A 22,804-nucleotide genomic window follows, 5' to 3' on the forward strand; every position below is an offset into this window, starting at 1 on the left:
TGAATTACGAGGATAACCATGAACACTCTCGACCCTTGCTTTGGCAACAGTGATCCCATCGCCGTCATCGGACTGGCTTGCCGCTTTCCGAAAGCACCGAATGCGGAGCAATTTTGGCACAACTTAGTGAATGGTATTTCTGGGCAAAGCTATTTTTCGGAACAAGAGCTACAAGCGGCTGGAATAACCACTTCGCTTTCCGCGCAAGAGAACTTCGTGCCAAGCGGTGCCATTATTGATAATCCAGACTACTTTGATGCAAGCTTGTTTGGTTATTCGCCCACTGAAGCCCTCTCTATTGATCCCCAACAGCGGCTATTTTTACAGATAGTTTGGCATGCGCTTGAAGATGCAGGGTATGCACCAAACGCCATTCAATCGAAAACGGGTGTCTTCGGCTCGATTCGTACCAGTACCTACCCTTCTTTTGCCGACTTTGATGTCACTCAAGTTGGCCAAGTCAAGGGGCTGCAAGCCTTATTGGGTAACGATAAAGATTATCTTGCCACGCGAGTCGCCCATAAATTTAACTTAACGGGTCCTGCGTTTACTGTTCAAACGGCTTGTTCTAGCTCTTTGGTCGCCTGCCACCTCGCCTGCGAAAGTCTGCGTTCGGGGGAATGCGATATGGCGATTGCGGGTGGTGTCGCTGTGTCATTTCCTCAAAGCTCAGGCTACTTGTACCAACCCGGTATGATCTTTTCTCCAGATGGGTTGTGTCGCCCGTTTGATATTGATGCTAGTGGTACTTTTGGTGGTCACGGACTAGGCTGTGTGGTGCTCAAACGCTGGGAGGATGCGCGACGCGATGGTGATACTATTCTGGCGTTGTTACGTGGTAGTGCTATCAACAACGATGGTCAGGATAAAGTGGGGTTTACCGCTCCCTCGGTAAAAGGCCAAGCACAAGTGCTATCCGATGCCCTGCATTTGGCTGATGTATTACCCGATGAAGTGGAGATGATCGAGGCTCATGGTACAGGCACTAAACTCGGTGACCCTATCGAAGTTCGAGCCATCAAACAAGCTTATCAACGCAGCATTGAAGCCAAACCCTGCTTTTTGGGTTCAGTAAAAAGCGGATTCGGGCATCTGGACACAGCGGCAGGTATCGCCTCTTTAATCAAGACTGTTTTATCGGTATCGCGCCGCAAAATCCCGGCCTCACTCAACGTTTCTCAAGCTAACCCGGCTCTAGAGCTTACAGGTTCTGGTTTCCAGCTTGCGACCACTACCATTGATTGGCTGAGCGAAACTCGCACTGCGGCGGTCTCTTCCTTTGGTATCGGTGGTACCAACTGCCATATGATTGTGCAATCGGCCCCTGAGCTGGCGGATCCTACGCCCCTCAATCCTCGATCCGAAAATGCAAAACTACTGATCTCCGCCAATAGTGAAACCTCGCTACGTAAACTGGCCGGTGAATATGCCACACGCTTAGAACAGCCAACACACCACAGTGATATTGCTTACTCCGCCATGTTAAAGCGAGCATTAGATCTCCCCTATCGACTGGCAATTGATTGCAATTCTGCGGCAATTCAGGCCCTACGTGATTTCGCGCTAACAGGGCAAGCTGGCCGTGATTTACATGTTGGCCAGCCTTCAGCAACAGGCAAGGTGGTGTGGTGCTTTACTGGCCAAGGCAGCCAATGGGCCAATATGGGACAAGAGTTATATCACCGCAGCGCCGCATTTCGTGACAGCATCGAACTGAGTCAACAATATGCGCTCGGCAGCTTAGAAATACGGCTTACTGATGCGTTATTCGGTCACCGCACAGAATTACTCCAACGTACCGACTACGCACAATTAGCGATTGTCGCTTTTGAAATCGCGATGGCCGCTCACTGGCAAAGTAAAGGGTTTAGGCCAGATATGGTGATGGGCCATTCGGTAGGTGAATTTTCTGCTTGTGTGGTGTCAGGATACCTCACTCACCAACAAGCGATTGCGCTTGTCAGCGAACGAGGACGGCTGATGCACTTATGTGCGCAACGCCAAGCGGGCTCTATGTTAGCGATTTTCGCTAAGCCAAACACATTAGAGACGATACCGGCTTTACGCGAACTCGATCTGGCCGCGCATAATGGCGCGCAGCATTGGGTATATTCTGGCCATCAACGGGATGTCGACAACGCGATTCTGGAACTTGATAAGCATGCCATTCGTTATAAAAAGTTAGACGTATCCTGCGCCGCACATTCACGCCTATTGGATGAAATGCTAGCGTCGTTTCATGAGTTTGCGGCTCCCATAACCGCAAAGCAAGGTACTATACCTCTGATTTCTAGTGTCACAGGACAGGTCGCCGATAATGCGACATCGTTCAACGCTGAGTATTGGACCCGTCATGTCCGTGATTCTGTACAATTCCAGCGTGCAATAGAGTCGGCCTTAGCCAAGCAGGCTAAGCTGTTGGTCGAAATGGGGCCAAGTGCACACCTCACAGCCATGGGGCAACGTGAAACATGGTCAACAGATTGTGTATGGCTAGGTACTTCTCACCCTAGCATCCCTACACATCGTTTAGAAACTGAACTCTTAGCCGCTCTTTTTGTCGCGGGCTGCAACAATCAGTGGTCCGCGCTATTCGCGCTGCAGGGTCGACCTTGTCGATTGCCTCTGTATGTGTTCGATGAACAGAGATATTGGTATCCAACCTCCGATGTCAAAACAATCGAAACTGCACTGCCTAAGCAAACCTTGAGCGTACCGCCACCCACCACAATCGCGGCTCTCTATCCGATGCTGCGCTGTTGTGTGATCCGCGATTTGATTCACTCTTGTACGGCTCAGCCTCGTTTTACCCTGCGCGATCTGATCCGAGGGGGACGTTTGCTACCAAAACATCGCGATCTGATCACAACACTTTTAAACTCTTTACTTGAACACGGCTACTTGCAACAAAGGCATCAGTGTTATCAATTCACCGCCGTGTCTTTGCCAACCACAGACGTGGTTGCACAATGGCTGCGTGATGCTTTGGCCACCAATCAAGAGCCAGCGACAGTGCCATTGAGCGATATCCGAGCCTTGTGCGAGACTCCGGCGCGCCTTATGCAAGTATTACGTTGTTATCACACTTCGCCACTGCAACTAAAAAAACAAGTGGCAGAAATAAAACAGCGTTTGCTCAGTCCACTGACTCCTTCGATTCAGCCAAACCTAGCAATACCATTACCATTCAGCAATCAAACGCAGTTGCTCTATGTAGATTGGGTAATGACACCAACAGAAACAGACTGGCATCAACTCATCACCCTGCATATGCCGAGTTTCGTACAAGAAGAGCGTAGCGACTGGTTGATTGTTGCAGCGCCATCTCTTGACCCTAAAACAATAACGCAACTGGTTGTACACAGAACGACTCAACTCTGGGGACAAGTCCAATACCAATTAAGAGGATGCTTAACTTCAGGAGAATGGGCTTGGATAGGTCAGATTCAAACCCCAAACTTTGATGATTCTCAACCACACGCGCTGTTACCAAGCCCCCATCAGCGCTATGAGTGGCAGTGGCTGCCAGTCGCCGCGAGCCAAGCTAGGCTCAACGTTAGTGAGTCTGATCTCCAACAAGCCCTACAGCGTCAAGGGGAGATTTACCGTGTCAATGAGACGGTCAGCCTGTTCGTATTGCCTGATGGTGAGCTTGTCGAGTGCGCTGAAAAAGTCATCCAATCACTAAGCGCTGATTTTACAACGCTGTATGTTTTGACCTCACAAGCCATGGCGACAGATGCAACGCAAAGTGTTGCTGCCGAGAAAGTGGCACTGATGTCTCTGCTGCGAGTTGCTCGCGCGGAACACAAACAGCAAGGTATCTATCTACTTGATATTGAGCCGTCTTTTGAGAATCATCACCATCAAGCCCTGATTCTGAGTCAGGCTTTAAACTCTGCTCCTTTCCATCTAGCGACTGAGATAGCTTATCGCAACCACAGCTACTGGATACCTCAATTGGTGCACGCCAAAACCGTGCCTGACCTCATCCCTTCCTCTTGGTTTACGACTTCAGGTTGGCATCTTGTCACTGGAGGTATGGGGGGCATAGGCCGACACATCATTAAATGGCTAGCACAATCCGGTGCCCGCCATATTGCGGTGATTGGGCGACGAGAACCCAGCGATTGGCCTGAGTTTTGCCAAACCATAGCCAGATTCGGCTGTCAGGTGATGACCTTGCTTTGCGATGTGAGCCAAGAAGGGGAGCTGCAACGAATGCTTAATGATTGGCCGCGGACTTTACCTATCATAGGTGCGTTTCATGCTGCGGGAACATCGCTAGCAGGCCTTATCAATCAATGGGATCCTCAGCAATCTGCCCTACTTATTCAAACCAAATGCCACGCTTTTGTCGCACTACACCAGTGGCTTGAAGCACAAGAAGCCCAATATTTACTGGGTTTATCCTCCGCAGCGTCACTAGGTGCGGTTGGACAAGGTGCTTATGCGTTAGCCAATGCCTTCTTAGATGGCTATGCTCTCGCCCAACAGGGCAGCAGCCGTTGCCGTGTGATGAGTATTGGATGGGGAGCTTGGGATAGCATAGGAATGACCGCCGATTCAGCGCTTCTCGATACACTGGCCAAAGAAGGTATGCATACCTTAAAGGTACAAGAAGGTTTGTGGCAGATCAGTCAGAGTCTGCTCAGTGGCGCTCCTTTCGTACTGGCAATGAATATCGAACCTCAGCATGCTAATTTCCAGCCTTATCTTGACCCATTGAACACAGCAATAGATACGACAGATACCATAGATTGCTTGGTATCACCCAAGCCGCTAACGCATTCCACAGTGAGTGATGTAGGCCAATGGTTAACCGAACGACTTCGTTACCAATTGGGTATGAGTGACGATACACCAATCCGAGTCGATCAAGATTTACTGCAATTAGGTTTAGACTCTCTGCAATTTCTTGAGCTTAGTGCGGTTATTCAAAAACAGTTCGCAGTCAAGATCGATGCCGAACAAGCCTACCAAAACTTAACCATTTCAGGTTTGGTGGAAGCGATCGCCCGTGTCCCTGCTGCACCAGAATCAGATTCAATGCTCACACACTTTGTGAGCGATCCTCACAACCGCTATACCCCCTTCCCACTCACGCCTATTCAACACGCGTATTGGATTGGTCGTGAACCCTGGGTTCAATATGGCGGTATTGCCTGTCACGTCGTCTTTGAGTGGGATAAGGATCTTACCGAGTTTAGCCCACAACAATTTGCAGCCGCTTGGAATGCCTTAATCAAGCGTCACGACATGCTGCGCATGACAGTCAATCATGCAGGAGAACAAGTTGTTCACGCTGAGGTTGACTATTTTCCGATTGTAGAGAGAGACTTACGTTCACTCTCAGAAGAAGCACAACACGTTGAGCTTGAGCAAATACGCCAACAAATGCGTCATCAGGTACGGGCTGCAGATGTTTGGCCACTCTTTGATGTCCAACTCAGCCGTTTATCAGAGCACAAAGTGCGTTTGCACCTAAACCTCGACTTACTGCAGTTTGATGTACAAAGCTTCAAAATCATGATGGATGATTTAGCCACCGCCTATCAAGGCAAAGACTTGGAGCCTCTGCCGATCACTTTCCGTGACTACGTGATGCATGAGCAAACGTTACGCCATTCCGCCGAGTGGCAAAACTCATGGCACTACTGGCAACAAACGATCCCAACTCTGCCTAAAGCGCCTCAGTTGCCACTGAACCCGGATTATCAACACCATGCTCCGGAATTTATTACCTTAGAAGGCCGCCTTAGCGACTCTGAATGGCAAACGCTAAAATCGGTTTGGCAACAATGGGGGGTAACCCCTTCAGCAGGCCTGCTGACCCTATTTGCACATACCTTGGCCAATTGGACTGCAAGCCCTGATTTTACGTTGAACATGACGTTCTTTAACCGTCAACCTTTTCATGAGGCCGTCCAAGATCTGATTGGTGACTTCACCTCAGTCCTTCTAATGGATTTCCAACACGACTCAAGTACCGATTTGAAACAGCGTATCTTGCAAACCCAAAGCAAACTTTGGCAACGCTTAGGCCATAGTCAAGTCAATGGGGTTGAGGTGATCCGCGAACTAGCCAAACACTGGAAATCCTCCGGTCAGCTCAGTGAGCAAGAAGCGGCACTGCCGTTAACTCCGGTGGTATTTACTAGCATGCTGGGAATGTCGATGGATGGCATGGATATCGAACAAGCCATGACCCATTTACTGGGGGATCCGGTTTATGTTCTGAGTCAAACCCCACAAGTCTGGCTTGATCATCAAATCATGGAAATTGAAGGTGATTTGGCGTTCAACTGGTATTGCATGGCCGGCGTACTGGCGCCAGATCTGTTGGAAAACTTATTCAACCAATATCTAAGCTTGCTGCAGCAGTGTGCGGCAGACCCGCAGTTTTTCGAGCGATCATTGACTCAACCAGAGCCTCTGCCCCCCCTTCTGCCGCCTGATCACGTCATCGCCGAATCCACCCTTGATTGGCACAACATATCTCTCCCCGAAATTTCACCGCAGATTGTACAAGAGGTGACGCAAGCGTGGGCGCAGCTCGAGCATCGGGCACTGTGTGGGATCTGGGCAACCTTACGCAATCACCAATTATTTACCTCGCCAGAGCAAACCCATCGCGCACCACAAATTATTCAACAACTTAAAGTAACCGATAAACATCATAAGCTTATCCAACTTTGGTTAGATCAGTTATGCCGAGAGGGCGTGCTGACGGAGAAGGATGGAGAGTATCGCTTCCAAGACGATTTCCCCAAAGCACCGGGGTTACCTTTGCCTCAACAAGCTTGGTGTCAGCGTTTGGATACTTATCTTGAGGATTGCCTCAAGCAACACCCGGCTTTGTTGAATGGTCGCCACTCTGCACTCGAGTTACTATTTTCTGACCCGGCGATCACCGATAGCCTCTACCGTTGCAATCCATCACTGCAAATATTGAATTTAAGTGCCGCGCGTGCCATTTATGCCCTTGGCCAACAGCAGGCGCAAGGTTTGAATATACTTGAAGTCGGTGCTGGCACTGCAGCGACCACTCGAGAGGTATTAAGCCTCGCCTCTTCAACGATTCGCCACTATCAGTTTACCGATGTGTCTCGTCTGTTCCTTCATGAAGCACGCGAACTATTGTCTGAGTACCCACAGGTAAGCTATGGGCTATTTGATATTAATCAGCCCATTGATGAAGCACTAAAAATGGATGGTGGATATCAGGTTATTTTGGCCGTCAATGTTCTGCACGATGCCATCGATCTCGCAAAATGTTTACAAGGTCTCCGCGCTCTTCTGGCCGATGATGGCTATTTGATTTTGATTGAGGCGACCGATCAACACAGCCCAATGCAGTTGGCGACGGTTGGATTTATTGAAGGAATCAACGCATTCAATGATTTTCGTCAATCCAGTGGAAGTGGCATGCTCACACAACCTGCTTGGCTTGCCCTGCTGGCGGAACAAGGTTTAGAGCCACAGTTGAGCTATCCCAACAGTGAGGTATCGGCATTACGTCAGCATCTGATAGTAACCCAAAAACGTCCACAACATCGTCCGCAGACCTTAGGTCAGTCTGAGTCCTATCAGCAACAAATAAAACAGATAAAAAGTATATGGCAAACGTTTTTACATGGTGAGATTAACCACGACACCGATTTTTTCCTTGCCGGTGGTGATAGTTTAATGGCAACAAAGATGATCGTGGCACTACAACATGCGGGAATCAAACAAGCGAGCTTACAGTCCTTGTTTGAGCATCCGAAATTCCAAGACTTCTGTTGCCAATTTGAGAGTGCTCCGTCGACTGCAACGACAACCGTTGAAACGGACAGTATTGAGCCAAACACCATCCTTGGCTCCCAAGATAATACACCACAACAGAAAAATGGCGTTTGCGTTCGACATTACCCACTCACGCCGCTACAAAATGCCTACTGGCTTGGTGAAAATGCCCTGTTTTCCTTGGGAAATGGGGTTGCCCATTTCTATGCAGAACTTGAAATTAAGCATCTTGATCGTCTGAGACTCACCCAAGCATGGAATCGACTGGTGCAATTACACGACCAGTTACGCGGTGAAATCAATGCTGGTCAATATCATATTCATCGCCAAGTGCCAGAGTATCAACCACAGTTTCTCGACTTAAGCTCATGGGATGAGCCACAAAAAACGCACTGGATTGATGAGGCAAGGACACAGATCGCCGCCCACGGTGTAGCAACAGATCAATGGCCTCTGTTTGATATCAGCATCCTGCAAGTAGACGCCGAGACCTCTTTGGTACATTTGATACTCGATTTGGTCGTAGCTGATGGCAAAAGCCTCAATACTCTTTTTCAACAATGGTTTGCACTGTATGACGATCTGAGTATCGAATTGGCAGTGCCAACGATGAGTATCGACAACTATCTCCTTGAGCTTGAACAGCTCAAACACTCTGAGCCTTACCAACAAGCTCAAGCTTACTGGCTTAACCGAATACCGACGCTACCAGAAGCTCCAGCACTGCCGTTAGCGGATAAACGCTCAGAGCATTTAGCACAAAGTGTACTTACTTACCACCTCAGTGCCGAACAGTGGAGTCAGATCCAAGCCGTCTCATTTGCCCATAATTTATTGCCGTCAATGAGTATGCTGTCCACATTTTGCCTTGTGATCAGTCATTGGAGTGCCCAGAAGCATTTTGCGATCAATATACTGCACAGTAACCGTCCAGCTATGCTGCCTCAATCCGCCGACGTCATTGGCAACCTTTCAACCACATCCATGCTTGAAGTAAGAATCCAACCCGGTTCATTGCTCGCATTTGTTCAGCAAATTCAACAGCAGATGGCCGATGATATGGCACATTCCTTATTTGATGGTCAATCGGTGTTAACTGAAAAAAACCGCCATAATCATAATATCAATGCGGGCATGCCAGTGGTGTTTAACGACACCTTATCGGTTGGGCAACATAGACCATTACCTTATTGCAAGCTCAATGCCTTTGGTGCACAAACCCCCCATGTTTACCTTGACAGTATGTTGATTCCGTCACCATGCGGCGGCGTTATCATCAAATGGACGATTCAAGAAAACTACTTAAAAAGCGGTGTCTTTGAAGCCATGTTTGCCGCTTATACCCACACGTTAGAAACGCTTACAAACCGAGACTGGCAACTGCCTCTCGCCCTAGAACTCCCCTCTGCACAGCAGCAGAAGCGTGATCAAGTCAATGCAACACAAGGTGAACTCAAATTGGTTTTAGACAACCAAACTACGGCTTGCGTGGCGACATTGTGCGATTTAGTAAGGTTCGGTGTGGAACAGCACCCACAGCGAATTGCGATTGAGCAAGGCGAACTAGAACTGACTTATCAAACACTTTGGTTTTCCGCTCAGCACTTAGCTGCGCAGCTTATCGAACAACAAGATGATGCATCATTAGTGGCGGTTGTGATGAACAAAGGATGGCAACAGGTAGTCGCTGTTCTCGCCATTCTGTTGGCAGGGAAAGCTTATATGCCCATTGATGGCGCTTATCCTGAACCTCGTATCCAAGCTCTGCTTAAACAAGGAGCAGTCTCAACCATTATCAGCGATAGCTCTGAGCCTTGCCGCACCGATGACTATCGAGTTCTAATCCCTGCGTTAATGACAGAAGCCCAAGCGCATTTTATCCCTGTGGCAAACCAACCGACCGATCTGGCTTACGTCATTTTCACCTCTGGATCCACTGGCCAACCTAAAGGGGTAATGATGGAGCATGGTGCCGTAGTCAATACCCTGCTCGATATAAACCAGCGTATTGCACTCGATCATCGTGACCGAGTATTGGCGATTTCCTCTCTCAATTTTGATCTCTCTGTGTTTGATATTTTCTCCACCCTAAGCTGTGGGGCAAGATTGGTAATACCACAGACATCGCCAAGTCAAGATCCTGAAGCACTGCTGCATTTAGCTCAGCAGTCAGCGATTACGGTGTGGAATAGTGTGCCAGCCTTCGCACAGTTATTGGTAGATTTACTAGAAAATCGATCAAATCCGCTGCCCCATTTACGTCAAATCATGATGAGTGGCGACTGGATACCCGTCAACTTACCAGACCGACTGAATACCCTTATGCCTCAGGCTAAATTGCTCAGCTTAGGTGGTGCTACCGAGGCCGCCATTTGGTCTATCTGCTATCCGATTGAGAAAAGCTATGCCACACACACCAGTATTCCCTATGGAAAACCGCTCACTCATCAACAATTTTATGTGCTCGATGAACAACTCAATCCTTGTGCAGATTGGGTTACGGGAGAGCTTTACATTGGTGGACGTGGTCTCGCTCGCGGCTATTGGCATGATCAAGAAAAGACCGACTTCGCTTTTATCGAGCATCCAACTCTTGGCCAACGCTTGTATAAAACGGGGGATTTAGGCCGCTATTTACCGGATGGTAACATTGAGTTTCTGGGCAGAAACGATCACCAAGTCAAAATTAACGGTTATCGTATTGAGCTTGGTGAAGTGGAAAATGCTCTACGTCAATGTGCACTCAACGCGAGCGGAATAGACATCCTAGATGCCATCGTTCAGCCAGACAGAACGGCACAAAATGGTGCACGTTTAGTGGCTTATATTCAGTACGCCCCCCACAGTCGACGTGATAATCAGGCTTTACTGGATCATGCTCGCCGACTGTTGCCCCAGTACTTATGTCCAAGCCAGATCATAACCTTAGAGCACCTTCCATTGACGGCTAACGGTAAGGTGGATCGTTCTGCACTACCGCGCCCAGATGCCCATCTTGCCGCAGAACAATTACGCATACCGCACTCACAGCAGGAACAACTTCTGGCTCAGATATGGTCTGAATGCCTTAATTTTGCACCGATTCCGGCCAATCAGAGCTTTTTCGACCTAGGCGGAAATTCATTGATCGCCGTGCGCTTACTTAACCAAATCAATCACCGTTTAAACCTTGCTCTCACTGCAGGGCAGTTACAAACCCATGATACGGTTGAGCGCCTCGCCACCTTGCTGACAGAGCAAACTCAACTGCTCCATCATGCACCAGTAAAACTCTCATCAAATGGCAGTAACCGAAACCGTACACTCTTTATTGTGCATCCGATTGGCGGACACTTATTGAGCTATCAGGCATTAGCTAAAGAGCTCAACCAGATCACTTTGTATGGACTTGCCTACCCAGATCGGCACGATAAATCTGCGCCAAAAACCGACATTGTGGCTTTAGCCGCACACTATCTATCTATGATTCGCCACGTACAGCCAACTGGCCCTTACCAGCTGGCAGGTTGGTCATTTGGGGGAGTAGTGGCTTTTGAAATGGCTCGACAACTCATGGAACAGGGCGAAGAGGTCAGCCACTGCATCTTGATTGATAGTTATAAACCAAGCCAAAACCCAAATCAGCGATTAACCGAGGCGTCGATCCGCCAATACTTCTACGCGGATTGTATTGGCCGATTCCCGGCGCTGAAAGAGCATGTGATTTCGAACTTCGAATCAGAGACGCAATTTTGCGCAGAGCTTGCCAAGGCATTTTTAGAGACAGGATCAGGCTTATTAGACAGTGCAAGTTTTGCTGATTTGCTAGCAATCTATCAGCAAAACTTGCGTGCCATGCTCGACTATCAGCCACCTTATTTGGAGACGCTCCCCGTCACACTTTATAGCGCACAAAACCATTCACAGCTTGATTTTATGCGCTACCAACATCCTGAGATGGCAAAACGCCGCTGCCATGGTTGGAGTGATTGCTGTCATCCCATCATTCATCGCATGCAGGGAGATCACTACACCCTACTACAACAACCTCATGTAAAAACACTGGCGCACGAGATCTCTACTCTGCTCGGCCACCCTTCACATTCAATAAATTCGTTCCACCAACAAAACGTAAAAGAGCTAGAAAATGAAGAGTCGTAAGAAAGTCATTATCGTTGGGGCTAAATTTGGCGAACTGTACCTAAATGCCTTTATCGAATCTCATCCAGATCTCGAACTGGCAGGGATTCTGTCCCAAGGTAGCCTGCGTTCAAAGAATCTGGCCACTGCCTTTGGTATACCACTGTATGAAAAGGTGTCACAGTTGCCTCAGGATATTGCTATTGCCTGCGTGGTTGTTCGCGCCTCCGTTATCGGTGGGGGCGGTAACGTATTGGTCGAAGAGCTGCTCAAACGTCATATTCATGTTTTGCAAGAGCATCCCGTGTCGGCGAAAGAATTACAACGGCATCATGCGCTTGCAGAGCAATGTGGAGTCCAATACCGAGTCAATAGTTTCTATAGTTCGTCTCAAGCAGGGCAAACCATGATTTCAAGCGCACAGCAAGTCGCATTGCAAATGCGCCAGCCCGCCAGCTACGGCAATATTACGACAAGTCGGCAGTTGCTTTACTCAACATTGGATTTACTGCTGTTGGCATTAGGCCGCGATGGCAAAATTCAACCTATAAAATTAGGCAAACAACACCGTTTTGATCTGATTAGTCTTCAATCTCCTCACGGTGATTATCTGTTGCAGTTACAAAACTATCTGGACCCACAAGATCCAGATATGCACAGCCTCGCCATGCATCGTCTTATGTTAGGGTGGGAATCTGGCTATCTTTCGATGGTTGATAGCTATGGCCCGATACATTGGACACCAGCGCTTCATGCCGAAAAGCACCAGAATAACCAGCAAAGCCTGTATCAGGTCGTCAGCCTCGCTGAAGGAGACTATCTCAATCAACCGACTACGCAGACACTTTACGACCAACCTTGTCTCGTTAAAGACCTGTTTGAAGAATTCGGACCTGAAGGGGTATGCAACACTTTAGAGCAGTTTTGCCGTTTAATTGATGGGCAAGACACCGCGCCATTATTGCTGATCTGTCACCAACTCAAGGTTGCTCAACTGTGGGAAGACATTCTCACATTATGTGGACAACCCCAAGAAAGGACCATGACTCCACCACCACGAATTTCATTTCGATTCAATCGCGCAGTGACCAAAGAGGTGGAGATATGAATCAGGTGTTCAAAACACTTTATCAGAGTGGTGCCCAACCTCGTGAAATATGGATTATTTGTCCTTTTGCTGGAGGCAGTTTAAGTGCATTTAAAACATGGATGTCACTTGACTGCAATGCACTAGCAAAAGAAACGCTGGTACTGCTGGCCACTTACCCCGGCAGAGATCATCGAATGCGAGAGCCCACCCTTACGAGTATCGAAGCAATAGCAGAGGATGTTGCTGAGGGATTGAGGACTTGGATAGCGGATCAAACCTTCACTAAAGAGACTCGAATAATACTCTGTGGACATAGCATGGGGGCACAAGTGGCCTATGAAGTATGTCATCGATTTGAGAGCAGTTTTGGAGCCCTATCACCGATCAAAAATCTGATCCTTTCTGCCTGCCATGCCCCGCATTTAAGCAGTCGAAGACGATTGAGCCAACTCAATGATGATGACTTTATTGACCAACTGATCGAGATTGGCAGCGGCAGTCCGATACTCAAGCAGCACCCTGAACTACTCCCGCTGTTTCTACCCATGTTGAGAGCGGATTTTTTAGCCACAGAGTGCTACCACCAACAAGTTAACTACCACCAAAAAGTTACAGCATCGAAATGTCTACAGTACACCCCATGCACACTCGTGTTTGGCGAACATGACCCTGAAGCTTGGGAGTCCGAAGTCGCTGCATGGCAACCATGGTTGATGCCAATCGATGACAAACCAACACTGATAGCCATATCAGGCGACCACTTTTACATCACAGCAACCCCTGAACACTTTCTCAGCAAGATTAGCGAACCAACAGTAACAAGGTCGGAGCATCGACCAACAACCTTAATAAATTACTCTCACGTTTCTGGAGAACAACATGGCTAACATTCATACGGCATATTTACATTCTTTGGTATTGCAACATCAATGTCATCCACTCCAACTCGTTGCCGAACTGACCTCGGCCTCTTTCTGTCATGAATATCTGGTCTATGAGCATGAGAATGAATGGGCGATCGGCATCAATAAACGACTGCAATTAACCGTCAACCATAGAAGCGAAGTTTGTGACTTTGAAGGAAAGGTCGCACAGGTAAACCCTCATCATCTGTGTCAATATATTCATCGTGCAACCCAAACTCTGAGTGGAGAGGACTGGCGACTCTTCGGCCGCGCTGATTTTGAATTCAGTCGCTTCGCTCACGATTTACCACAACAAGAGTGTGAACATCCACTGCTGGAATTGTTTGTAGCCGAAACCGAATTACGCGTTACGACCACTCACGTTATCGTTCGTACCTTTGAAAGCTCACTACTTGCGCAAATTCAAGCCATCATTACTCGAGTATCACACTTACCGTCGCCATTGCCTCTGCAAAGTAAATCCTGCTCTCAACAGGATATTGTTGGTGGCCTTGAAGTGAAACATCACTATCAGCAGGCGGTCGATTTAGCGGTCAATGAAATCAAGACCAACCAATACAAGAAAGTGATTTTGTCCCGGCCAGCAATACTGCCCTTCAATATCGACATAACCAAAAGCTTTATTAACGGTAGAATGAACAACACACCTGCTCGCTCTTTCATGCTCAAGCTCAATAACGTGCAAGCATTTGGTTTTTCACCAGAAACTGTCTTAGAAGTCGATGAGCGAGGGACCTTGAGCACCCAACCGTTGGCCGGAACACGCTTATTGCCACAAGATAAAACCGATGCAGCAAGGCTAAAGAACGAACTGCTTAACGATCCTAAAGAAATTGCCGAACATGCCGCTTCCGTCAAGCTAGCTATCGAAGAGCTCGAACAGGTTTGTGATCCCTCAAGCGTCCATGTGTCCGAATTTATGACCGTATCAGAAAGAGGTAGCGTGCAACATTTAGCATCACGAGTAAAAGGTCAGCTCGCCACAGACAAATCCGCATGGGATGCATTCCGAGTCCTCTTTCCTTCCATCACTGCCTCTGGCATTCCTAAACGTGAGGCGATTGCCGCGATTGCTCGTTTTGAGAAACAACCCAGAAAACTGTACAGCGGTAGCGTATTCATTACAGACCGCAATGGATTTTTCGATGCGGCTTTGGTGTTAAGGGCGGGATACAAAACGGGTTCTGTTTCTCGGCTTCAAGCCGGAGCTGGCATTATCAGTTTGTCTAATCCTCAGCGAGAATGGGAAGAAACTTGTGAAAAAATGGCCTGTGTACTCAATCATTTAGTCCTTGAAACCAGCGATGCACAGAACCCATCTTCCTTAATCAGTGAGGCAGTCGCATGAAAAACCGGCCAATGACAGCAGATTTACTCCAAGGCTTTATCGGCTACCAAACCGCACAAGCGATGCGTTATCAGCAAGCAGGACTTTGGGAAGACGCACCGCTTTGGTGCCTATTAACTCAAGGTGTTGAACAATACGGTGAGCAGATTGCCGTGCTAGATGAGCATCATCAGCTAACTTATCAAGCACTGTTAAACGCTGCGGATGGTATCGCGCATCGTTTGATAACCGATGGAATGCAAGTGGGTGAGCGCGTGGTGATCCAACTCTCAAATACTTGCCGTTTGCCAATCGCTCTTTTTGCCACTCTACGAGCTGGTTTAGTACCTATTTTGGCGCTGCCTGCTCATGGGCTTTCTGAAATCAAACATTTGGCTCAGCTCGGCGATGCCAAAGCGTATATTAGTGAAGAAATTCAAGGTGCGACGTTAGCAAATAACTTAATAGCCAACTGCCAAGGCTTACAGCAGGTTTATCTGTTTGGTGAGCACGGTAACCACCATTCTCTTAATAATATTCAGCTTCACTCACCACTGATAGCTCCTACCATAAATCCAGACCACCCTGCTCTATTTCTGGTATCTGGTGGCACGACAGGACTACCCAAGCTTATCCCTCGCACCCACAACGATTACCTGTTCAATATTCGTTGTTGCTGTCAGGCAAGTGAGATAAATGAGCGGGATGTTTATCTTGCCGTGCTGCCAGCTGCACACAATTTCACACTCGGCTGCCCGGGCTTTTTAGGGGTGCTCGCCAAAGGTGGAAAGGTCGTGTTTACCCAACACGCGGGGCCAGACCACTGTTTTGAGTTAATTGAACAGCACCAAATCAGCGCCACCGCTTTGGTGCCATCCTTAGCTCAATTATGGACAGAAGCCACACAATGGGAAGAAAGCGATCTTTCAAGCCTACGCTTGATACAAGTTGGAGGCTCGAAGCTGGCCTACACTGATGCTTTAGCCATTCAAAAAGCCTTCCCCAATACCCTACAACAAGTGTTTGGTATGGCAGAAGGCCTTATCTGTTGCACTCGCTTGGGTGATCATCCTGAAATTATTGCGTCTCGACAAGGTCGTCCAGTCTGTGCACTCGATGAAATTCGAGTGGTCGACCCTCAAGGTTATCCTGTTGGTGAGGGAGAAGAAGGCGAATTGCTGACGCGAGGTCCCTACACTTTACGTGGTTACTACCGAGCGGATGAACACAATCAGAGAGCTTTCACTCTGGACGGTTTTTACTGTAGTGGTGATAAAGTGCGCATGGATAGTGACCAATATCTAACCGTGACCGGACGGATCAAAGATGTGGTCAATCGAGCTGGGGAATGCATTGCTACGGATGAAATTGAAGAGCATTTATTAGCTCACCCTCAGGTAGCCCAGGTCGCAGTGGTTGCAGTACCCGACTCTTATTTAGGCGAGCGGATCGGTGTCGCACTCATCTCCAAAGACTCAACATTGACATTACAAGCACTTCGTCAGTTCTTAAAAGAGCGTAATCTCGCCTCATTTAAGTTTCCTGATGAACTACATATAGTCAGCCATCTGCCCAAAACCGCCGTCGGAAAAATAGATAAAAAAGCGATTTTAGGCCCCAATGGGACACCTTGGATGTTGGATATTCAGACTGATTATAGCCTTGCTACTTGAAGCCCTAGTCATGGGGTAAAGAGCCATCTCCCATTCAAGAATCCGAAACCGAGACCACGGTTTCGGATTTTGATTCACATGCGATCAAATAGCATTTTGCTGTGGATTAACTTGAGCCTCTTCATAACTCAGATGACTCTCAATCCAGGCCGGAGAGCGCGTTGGTTCACGCTCTTCTGCCTTCATGGTTTTATAAAGACCAATCATATATAGGATAAGAATCACAGAGAATGGGAGCCCTGCAAGTACTACCACCGTCTGCATTGCAGCAAAATTGCCGGCAAAGAGTAAACCGATAGTTACAACGGTGATCGCAGACGACCAAAAGATACGCAGCCAATGTGGAGCATCTTGATCTAAATCTCCCCCACGACGAGAAAGATTCGCAAGCATCACTGTACCTGAATCTGCAGGTGTCAAGAAAAGTACGAATCCGACAAAAACCGACATCCCAATAACGATTTTCGCCCATGGATAAAATTCTAACAGTAGATAAATCGACATAGAGGGTTGCTCGATGGCTGCTTGAGCAAGCGCTGTTGCATTGTGATTGAGCACCAAATCCATTGCGCTATTACCAAATACAGAGAGCCACATCAGAGTAAAGGCAAGTGGTATGAACAAGACACCAAACACTAGCTCACGTATCGTTCGACCCCGAGAGATTCGCGCAATAAACATACCAACAAATGGTGCCCACGATATCCACCATCCCCAATAAAAAAGCGTCCATAAGCCAAGCCATTCTGCATTGTTGCCTGAAGCTGAATCTGTATAGACGTAGAGATCAAATGTCTTCAAAATTAAGCCATTCGCATAATCTCCAAGATTTTGCACAAAACGATTGAGGAGTTCGAGGGTCGGCCCACAAAATAAAACGAATAAAAGTAGTGCACTGAATAGCAAGATATTAAGGTTTGAAAGACGTCGGATCCCCTTCTCGACTCCTGAAATAGCGGCCAGCGTGGCCACTAAACTCATCACCAATAAGACAATCAGCAATGTACTTCGTGAGTGAGGAATATCCAGAAGATACTCTAATCCAGAGGTGACTTGTAACGCCCCGATTCCTAGATTGGTTACTAGACCGACCAAGGTAACAAAAATCCCAAAACAATCGACGGCATGACCAGCCATTCCTTGTATACGCCTTTTCCCCAAAAGCGGTAGTAATGCCGAACGAAGAGCCAAAGGCTGCTGATGACGATAAGCAAAATACCCCACGGCCAAACCAACTAAAGCATAAATCGCCCAGCCATGAATCCCCCAATGGAGGAAGATTAATTGTATGGCTTGCCGGGCAGCCTGCGCAGAACCTGCGACGCCTTCAGGCGGATGATAAAGATGATTTATCGGTTCAGACGCTGCAAAATACAGTAATGAAATGCCAATTCCTGATGAAAACAGCATGCCAGCCCATGCCGCGTAACTAAAATCTGGCTGTTCATGATCTGCACCCAGTTTTAATTGGCCAAATCGAGAAAAGGCAATCCAGCAAACAAAGAAAAGATAAGCGCCGATGGCCAGCATGTAGTACCAACCAAAAGTATGAGATAGCCAGGTTTGGACTTGACCGAGCCATTTGCCTGCCTCATCCGGGAAGCTAACCAATATAGCCGTTAACAATAAAATAAGAGATGTGGAACCATAAAAGACGATCGGATTTACCCTCGATCCAACGGGTTTAGCTATTTTCAACGGTGCTGTTGTCATGCACATGTTGTCCCTATGCAATAAATTCTTATTCATCCCGCACACCACTCTATAACGGCATCGTGAATGCGCTTTACAGTGGGGCCAAGTAGCCCCTTCCCTTGGCTCAGACTAATTTTACCAATTTCAGCAATGCATATTTTCCACCCCTAATCCACCTCAAATGTTAACTTTGTTTATTTTTTGTTATAGCATATTACACTTATGTTAATTGAACGTTCAATTAAAAAAGAGTATTGATTTCATATACTGTATTCGGTGCTCGTTCGAAGAATGAGCTTGTTATCGGAGGGAAAATGCCAAAAGTCGGAATGCAACCCGTTCGTCGAGCGCAATTGATTCACGCCACGTTAATAGCCATTGATCAGGTGGGTATAAATGAAGCAAGCATCGCACTTATCGCCCGCTTAGCTGGGGTTTCTACTGGCATCATCAGCCATTATTTCCAAGATAAAAATGGTCTATTAGAAGCCACTATGCGCCACTTAATGTCAGCACTCAGATCGGCAGTTAAGCAGCGACAGCAAGCATTAAATAATGATTCGGCCCATGAACACATAAAAGCCATTATTGAAGGAAACTTCGATACTACACAGGTTAACGAGGCCGCAATGAAGACATGGTTGGCTTTCTGGGCATGCAGCATGCATCACCCCGCGTTACGGCGACTACAAATCATTAATGATCGCCGCCTCTATTCGAACTTGTGTTACCAATTTCGCAGAGTTTTACCTGCTGCTAGTGCAAAAACCTCAGCCCGTGGTCTTGCTGCTCTGATTGATGGTTTATGGCTTCGCGGTGCCCTCAGTGGAACTCAATTCGATACCAAACAAGCACTATTAATCGCTAACAACTATTTACAACAACAATTCGCTAATCCAACGATTAGCCCATTAAATCACCACTAGTAAAAAAGGATTTACACCATGGCTTTATTTCCTGAACAACCACTTTATATTGGTGGTCGTTATGTACAGGCAAGCAACACAAACCTGTTCGACACCGTCAATCCAGCCAATGGCGAGGTCTTAGCTAAGGTACAACAAGCCTCTCAGGAGGACGTTGAGCGAGCAGTACAAAGTGCAGCGCAAGGCCAGAAAATTTGGGCCGCAATGAGCCCAATGGAACGCTCTCGTATTTTACGTCGAGCTGTTGACCTACTTCGTGAAAGAAATGAGCCACTGGCAAACCTAGAAACACTGGATACGGGCAAACCACTGTCTGAAACTCTTACCGTTGATATCGTCACTGGTGCCGATGTCTTGGAATATTATGCAGGCTTGATTCCTGCCATCGAAGGTGAGCAAATCCCATTACGCAACAGCAGTTTTGTCTATACCCGTAGAGAGCCATTAGGCATCGTAGCGGGTATCGGCGCATGGAATTATCCCATCCAAATTGCTTTGTGGAAATCAGCCCCCGCTTTAGCGGCTGGTAATGCCATGATCTTCAAACCAAGTGAAGTCACCCCACTGAGTGTTTTTAAATTAGCAGAAATATATACAGAAGCGGGTTTACCTGACGGCGTGTTTAACGTGTTAACCGGTTATGGTCATGAGGTTGGCCATTGGCTTACTGAACATCCCGCTATAGAAAAAATATCATTCACTGGTGGTACGACGACAGGGAAGAAGGTGATGGCTACGGCTTGCAGCTCCTCGCTGAAGGACGTCACGATGGAACTAGGAGGAAAATCGCCGCTGATCATCTGCGATGATGCAGACCTTGATCGGGCCGCTGACATTGCCATGATGGCGAATTTCTTCAGTTCAGGACAGGTCTGTACCAACGGCACGCGAGTGTTTATCCCTCACCATTTACAAGCTCAATTTGAGGGAAAAATCCTTGAACGGATAGCACGTATTCGCTTAGGTAACCCCCAAGACATACAGACCAATTTTGGCCCATTAGTTAGCTTTACTCACCTTGAGCGAGTACTTGAATACATTAAATCCGGTCAAGAGCAGAATGCTCGCTTGTTAACCGGTGGCTATCGAGTTACCGAAGGAGAATTCCGTCAAGGCGCTTACATTGCCCCTACCGTATTTACTGATTGCCATGATGACATGAAGATTGTGCAAGAAGAAATCTTCGGTCCTGTTATGAGCATTTTGACTTATCAGAATGAACAAGAAGTTATCCAGCGAGCCAACAAAACGCTCTACGGTTTGGCAGCAGGAGTGGTCACACAGGATTTAGCTCGTGCCCATCGAATAATTCATCAACTTGAAGCGGGTATTTGCTGGATAAACACTTGGGGTGAATCTCCTGCTCAAATGCCAGTAGGCGGCTATAAGCAATCCGGCATCGGTAGGGAAAATGGTCTGAGTACACTTGCGCATTATACCCGAATTAAATCAATACAAGTTGAGCTGGATAACTTTAACTCTATTTTCTAACTCAGCGCCTATCCCTCTATATAAGGAGATCACATGTCTAAGGAATACGATTACATTATTATTGGCGCTGGCTCTGCTGGTAACGTGTTAGCGACACGCCTAACCGAGGAGAGTGACGTTAGTGTGCTACTACTGGAAGCTGGTGGACCAGACTACCGCCTTGATTTTCGCACCCAAATGCCAGCAGCATTAGCGTACCCATTACAGGGAAGACGCTACAACTGGGCCTATTTAACCGATCCAGAACCACATATGAATTATCGAAGAATGGAGTGTGGTCGAGGTAAAGGGCTTGGTGGTTCATCACTTATCAATGGTATGTGTTACATTCGTGGTAATGCGATGGATTTTGATGGTTGGGCTAAACTTAAAGGCCTAGCCGATTGGAGCTATCTTGACTGCCTACCATACTTTCGTAAAGCTGAATGCCGTGATATCGGAGCTAATGACTATCATGGCGATCAGGGACCTGTTCACGTCACTACTCCCAAAGCCAATAATAATCCTCTTTTCCAAGCGATGGTCATGGCAGGCTCTCAAGCCGGGTTCCCTATCACTGATGATTTGAATGGTTATCAGCAAGAAGGTTTTGGCCCCATGGACCGCTCAGTTACACCGCAAGGTCGTCGTTCTAGTACAGCGAGAGGCTATCTCGACCAAGCTAAGCATCGCCCTAATTTAACGATCGTCACTCATGCTTTAGCTGACAAAATCTTATTCAGTGGCACACAAGCCACAGGTATCCGCTATTTAGTTAGAAATAACCCGAATGGTCTTGAGGCTCGAGCTAAACGTGAAGTCTTAGTTTGTTCTGGCGCTATTGCTTCGCCCCAATTGTTACAGCGCTCAGGTGTAGGTCCAGCCGCTTTACTCAAAAATCTAAATATTCCTCTCGTGCATGATTTACCCGGTGTTGGTCAAAATCTACAAGATCATTTAGAAATGTACCTGCAATATTCATGTAAACAACCCATTTCCCTCTATCCTTCACTGCAGTGGTGGAATCAACCCAAAATTGGAGCAAAATGGTTATTGAATGGAACCGGAATTGGTGCCAGCAACCACTTTGAAGCAGGGGGATTTATTCGTACTAGGGATTCATTTGCATGGCCCAATATCCAGTTTCATTTTTTACCGGTGGCCATCAATTATAATGGCAGTAACGCTGTTCAAGAACATGGTTTCCAAGCGCATGTCGGATCAATGCGCTCTCCAAGCCGTGGCCGAGTAGAATTACTCTCTCGGGATCCCCGCAAGCATCCCAGTATCTTGTTTAACTATATGTCGACAGAACAAGATTGGCAGGAATTTCGTGATGCCATTCGTATTACTCGCGAGATCATCCATCAACCAGCTCTTGACCCCTACCGAGGCCGAGAATTGAGCCCTGGGCTCAATAAGCAGAGTGATGCTGAGTTGGATGCATTTATTCGCCAACATGCTGAAACCGCCTTTCATCCTTCATGCTCCTGTAAAATGGGCGAAGATGATATGTCAGTCGTCGATGGAGAAGGAAGGGTCCATGGAGTTCAAAAACTGCGCGTGGTAGATGCTTCAATAATGCCCATTATTATCACTGGAAATCTGAATGCTACCACTATTATGATGGCCGAAAAAATAGCTGATAAAATTCGTGGGCGCACCCCATTACCACGCAGTACAGCAGCCTACTACCAAGCGAATGGAGTCCCAACTAGAACCGAACCTGTTCGTGCTGTGGTTGATTTCTCCTCGGCGATAATGGCCTAACTCATCATCCCTCGCGACTT

Annotated in this window: 9 protein-coding genes; 8 read left to right on the forward strand and 1 reads right to left on the reverse strand. The window is 47.5% G+C overall.

The genetic code is table 11. The features are described 5' to 3' along the window. Positions 1 to 18 precede the first annotated feature (18 nt). Genes R4537_RS03580 through R4537_RS03600 form a run of 5 tightly spaced genes read left to right on the forward strand, consistent with a single transcriptional unit; the run spans position 19 to position 16,923 of the window. Complete coding sequence (locus R4537_RS03580) at positions 19 to 11,928, forward strand: hybrid non-ribosomal peptide synthetase/type I polyketide synthase (RefSeq protein ID WP_071178782.1); 11,910 nt, start codon at positions 19 to 21, stop codon at positions 11,926 to 11,928. Further along, entirely contained in the window at positions 11,915 to 13,015 is a 1,101-nt protein-coding gene (locus R4537_RS03585) for a Gfo/Idh/MocA family oxidoreductase (protein ID WP_033932011.1), read from the forward strand. Before R4537_RS03580 ends, R4537_RS03585 begins: the two co-directional genes overlap by 14 nt. After that, positions 13,012 to 13,884 carry a thioesterase II family protein gene (locus tag R4537_RS03590; RefSeq protein ID WP_071178783.1) on the forward strand — a complete coding sequence of 291 codons (873 nt, stop codon included), beginning with the start codon at positions 13,012 to 13,014 and terminating at the stop codon, positions 13,882 to 13,884. Before R4537_RS03585 ends, R4537_RS03590 begins: the two co-directional genes overlap by 4 nt. Continuing rightward, positions 13,877 to 15,271 (forward strand): salicylate synthase, encoded by a 1,395-nt coding sequence (locus R4537_RS03595; RefSeq protein WP_001273874.1) that lies wholly within the window; start codon positions 13,877 to 13,879, stop codon positions 15,269 to 15,271. Before R4537_RS03590 ends, R4537_RS03595 begins: the two co-directional genes overlap by 8 nt. After that, positions 15,268 to 16,923: a (2,3-dihydroxybenzoyl)adenylate synthase gene (locus R4537_RS03600; RefSeq protein ID WP_071178784.1), complete on the forward strand. Its 1,656-nt coding sequence runs from the start codon at positions 15,268 to 15,270 to the stop codon at positions 16,921 to 16,923. Before R4537_RS03595 ends, R4537_RS03600 begins: the two co-directional genes overlap by 4 nt. A gap of 84 nt (positions 16,924 to 17,007) precedes the next feature. Here R4537_RS03600 and R4537_RS03605 read toward each other — a convergent pair whose 3' ends face one another. After that, the gene (locus R4537_RS03605) at positions 17,008 to 18,672 is read right to left on the reverse strand and encodes a BCCT family transporter (protein WP_231799497.1); all 1,665 of its coding nucleotides are present in this window, start codon (positions 18,670 to 18,672) and stop codon (positions 17,008 to 17,010) included. Between the two features lie 260 nt (positions 18,673 to 18,932). On the opposite strand from R4537_RS03605, the gene betI reads away from it, so the two are divergent. The 3 genes from betI to betA are packed head-to-tail and all read left to right on the forward strand — an operon-like array spanning position 18,933 to position 22,784. Beyond that, positions 18,933 to 19,544 (forward strand): transcriptional regulator BetI, encoded by a 612-nt coding sequence (gene betI / locus R4537_RS03610; RefSeq protein WP_001127140.1) that lies wholly within the window; start codon positions 18,933 to 18,935, stop codon positions 19,542 to 19,544. Between the two features lie 18 nt (positions 19,545 to 19,562). Next, the gene (gene betB / locus R4537_RS03615; protein WP_001173284.1) at positions 19,563 to 21,035 is read left to right on the forward strand and encodes a betaine-aldehyde dehydrogenase; all 1,473 of its coding nucleotides are present in this window, start codon (positions 19,563 to 19,565) and stop codon (positions 21,033 to 21,035) included. A 33-nt stretch (positions 21,036 to 21,068) separates the two neighbouring features. Further along, complete coding sequence (betA, locus tag R4537_RS03620) at positions 21,069 to 22,784, forward strand: choline dehydrogenase (RefSeq protein WP_071178785.1); 1,716 nt, start codon at positions 21,069 to 21,071, stop codon at positions 22,782 to 22,784. Positions 22,785 to 22,804: the final 20 nt, after the last annotated feature.

Source organism: Vibrio paracholerae (genome assembly GCF_037672085.1).
Classification (GTDB): Bacteria; Pseudomonadota; Gammaproteobacteria; order Enterobacterales; family Vibrionaceae; genus Vibrio; species Vibrio cholerae.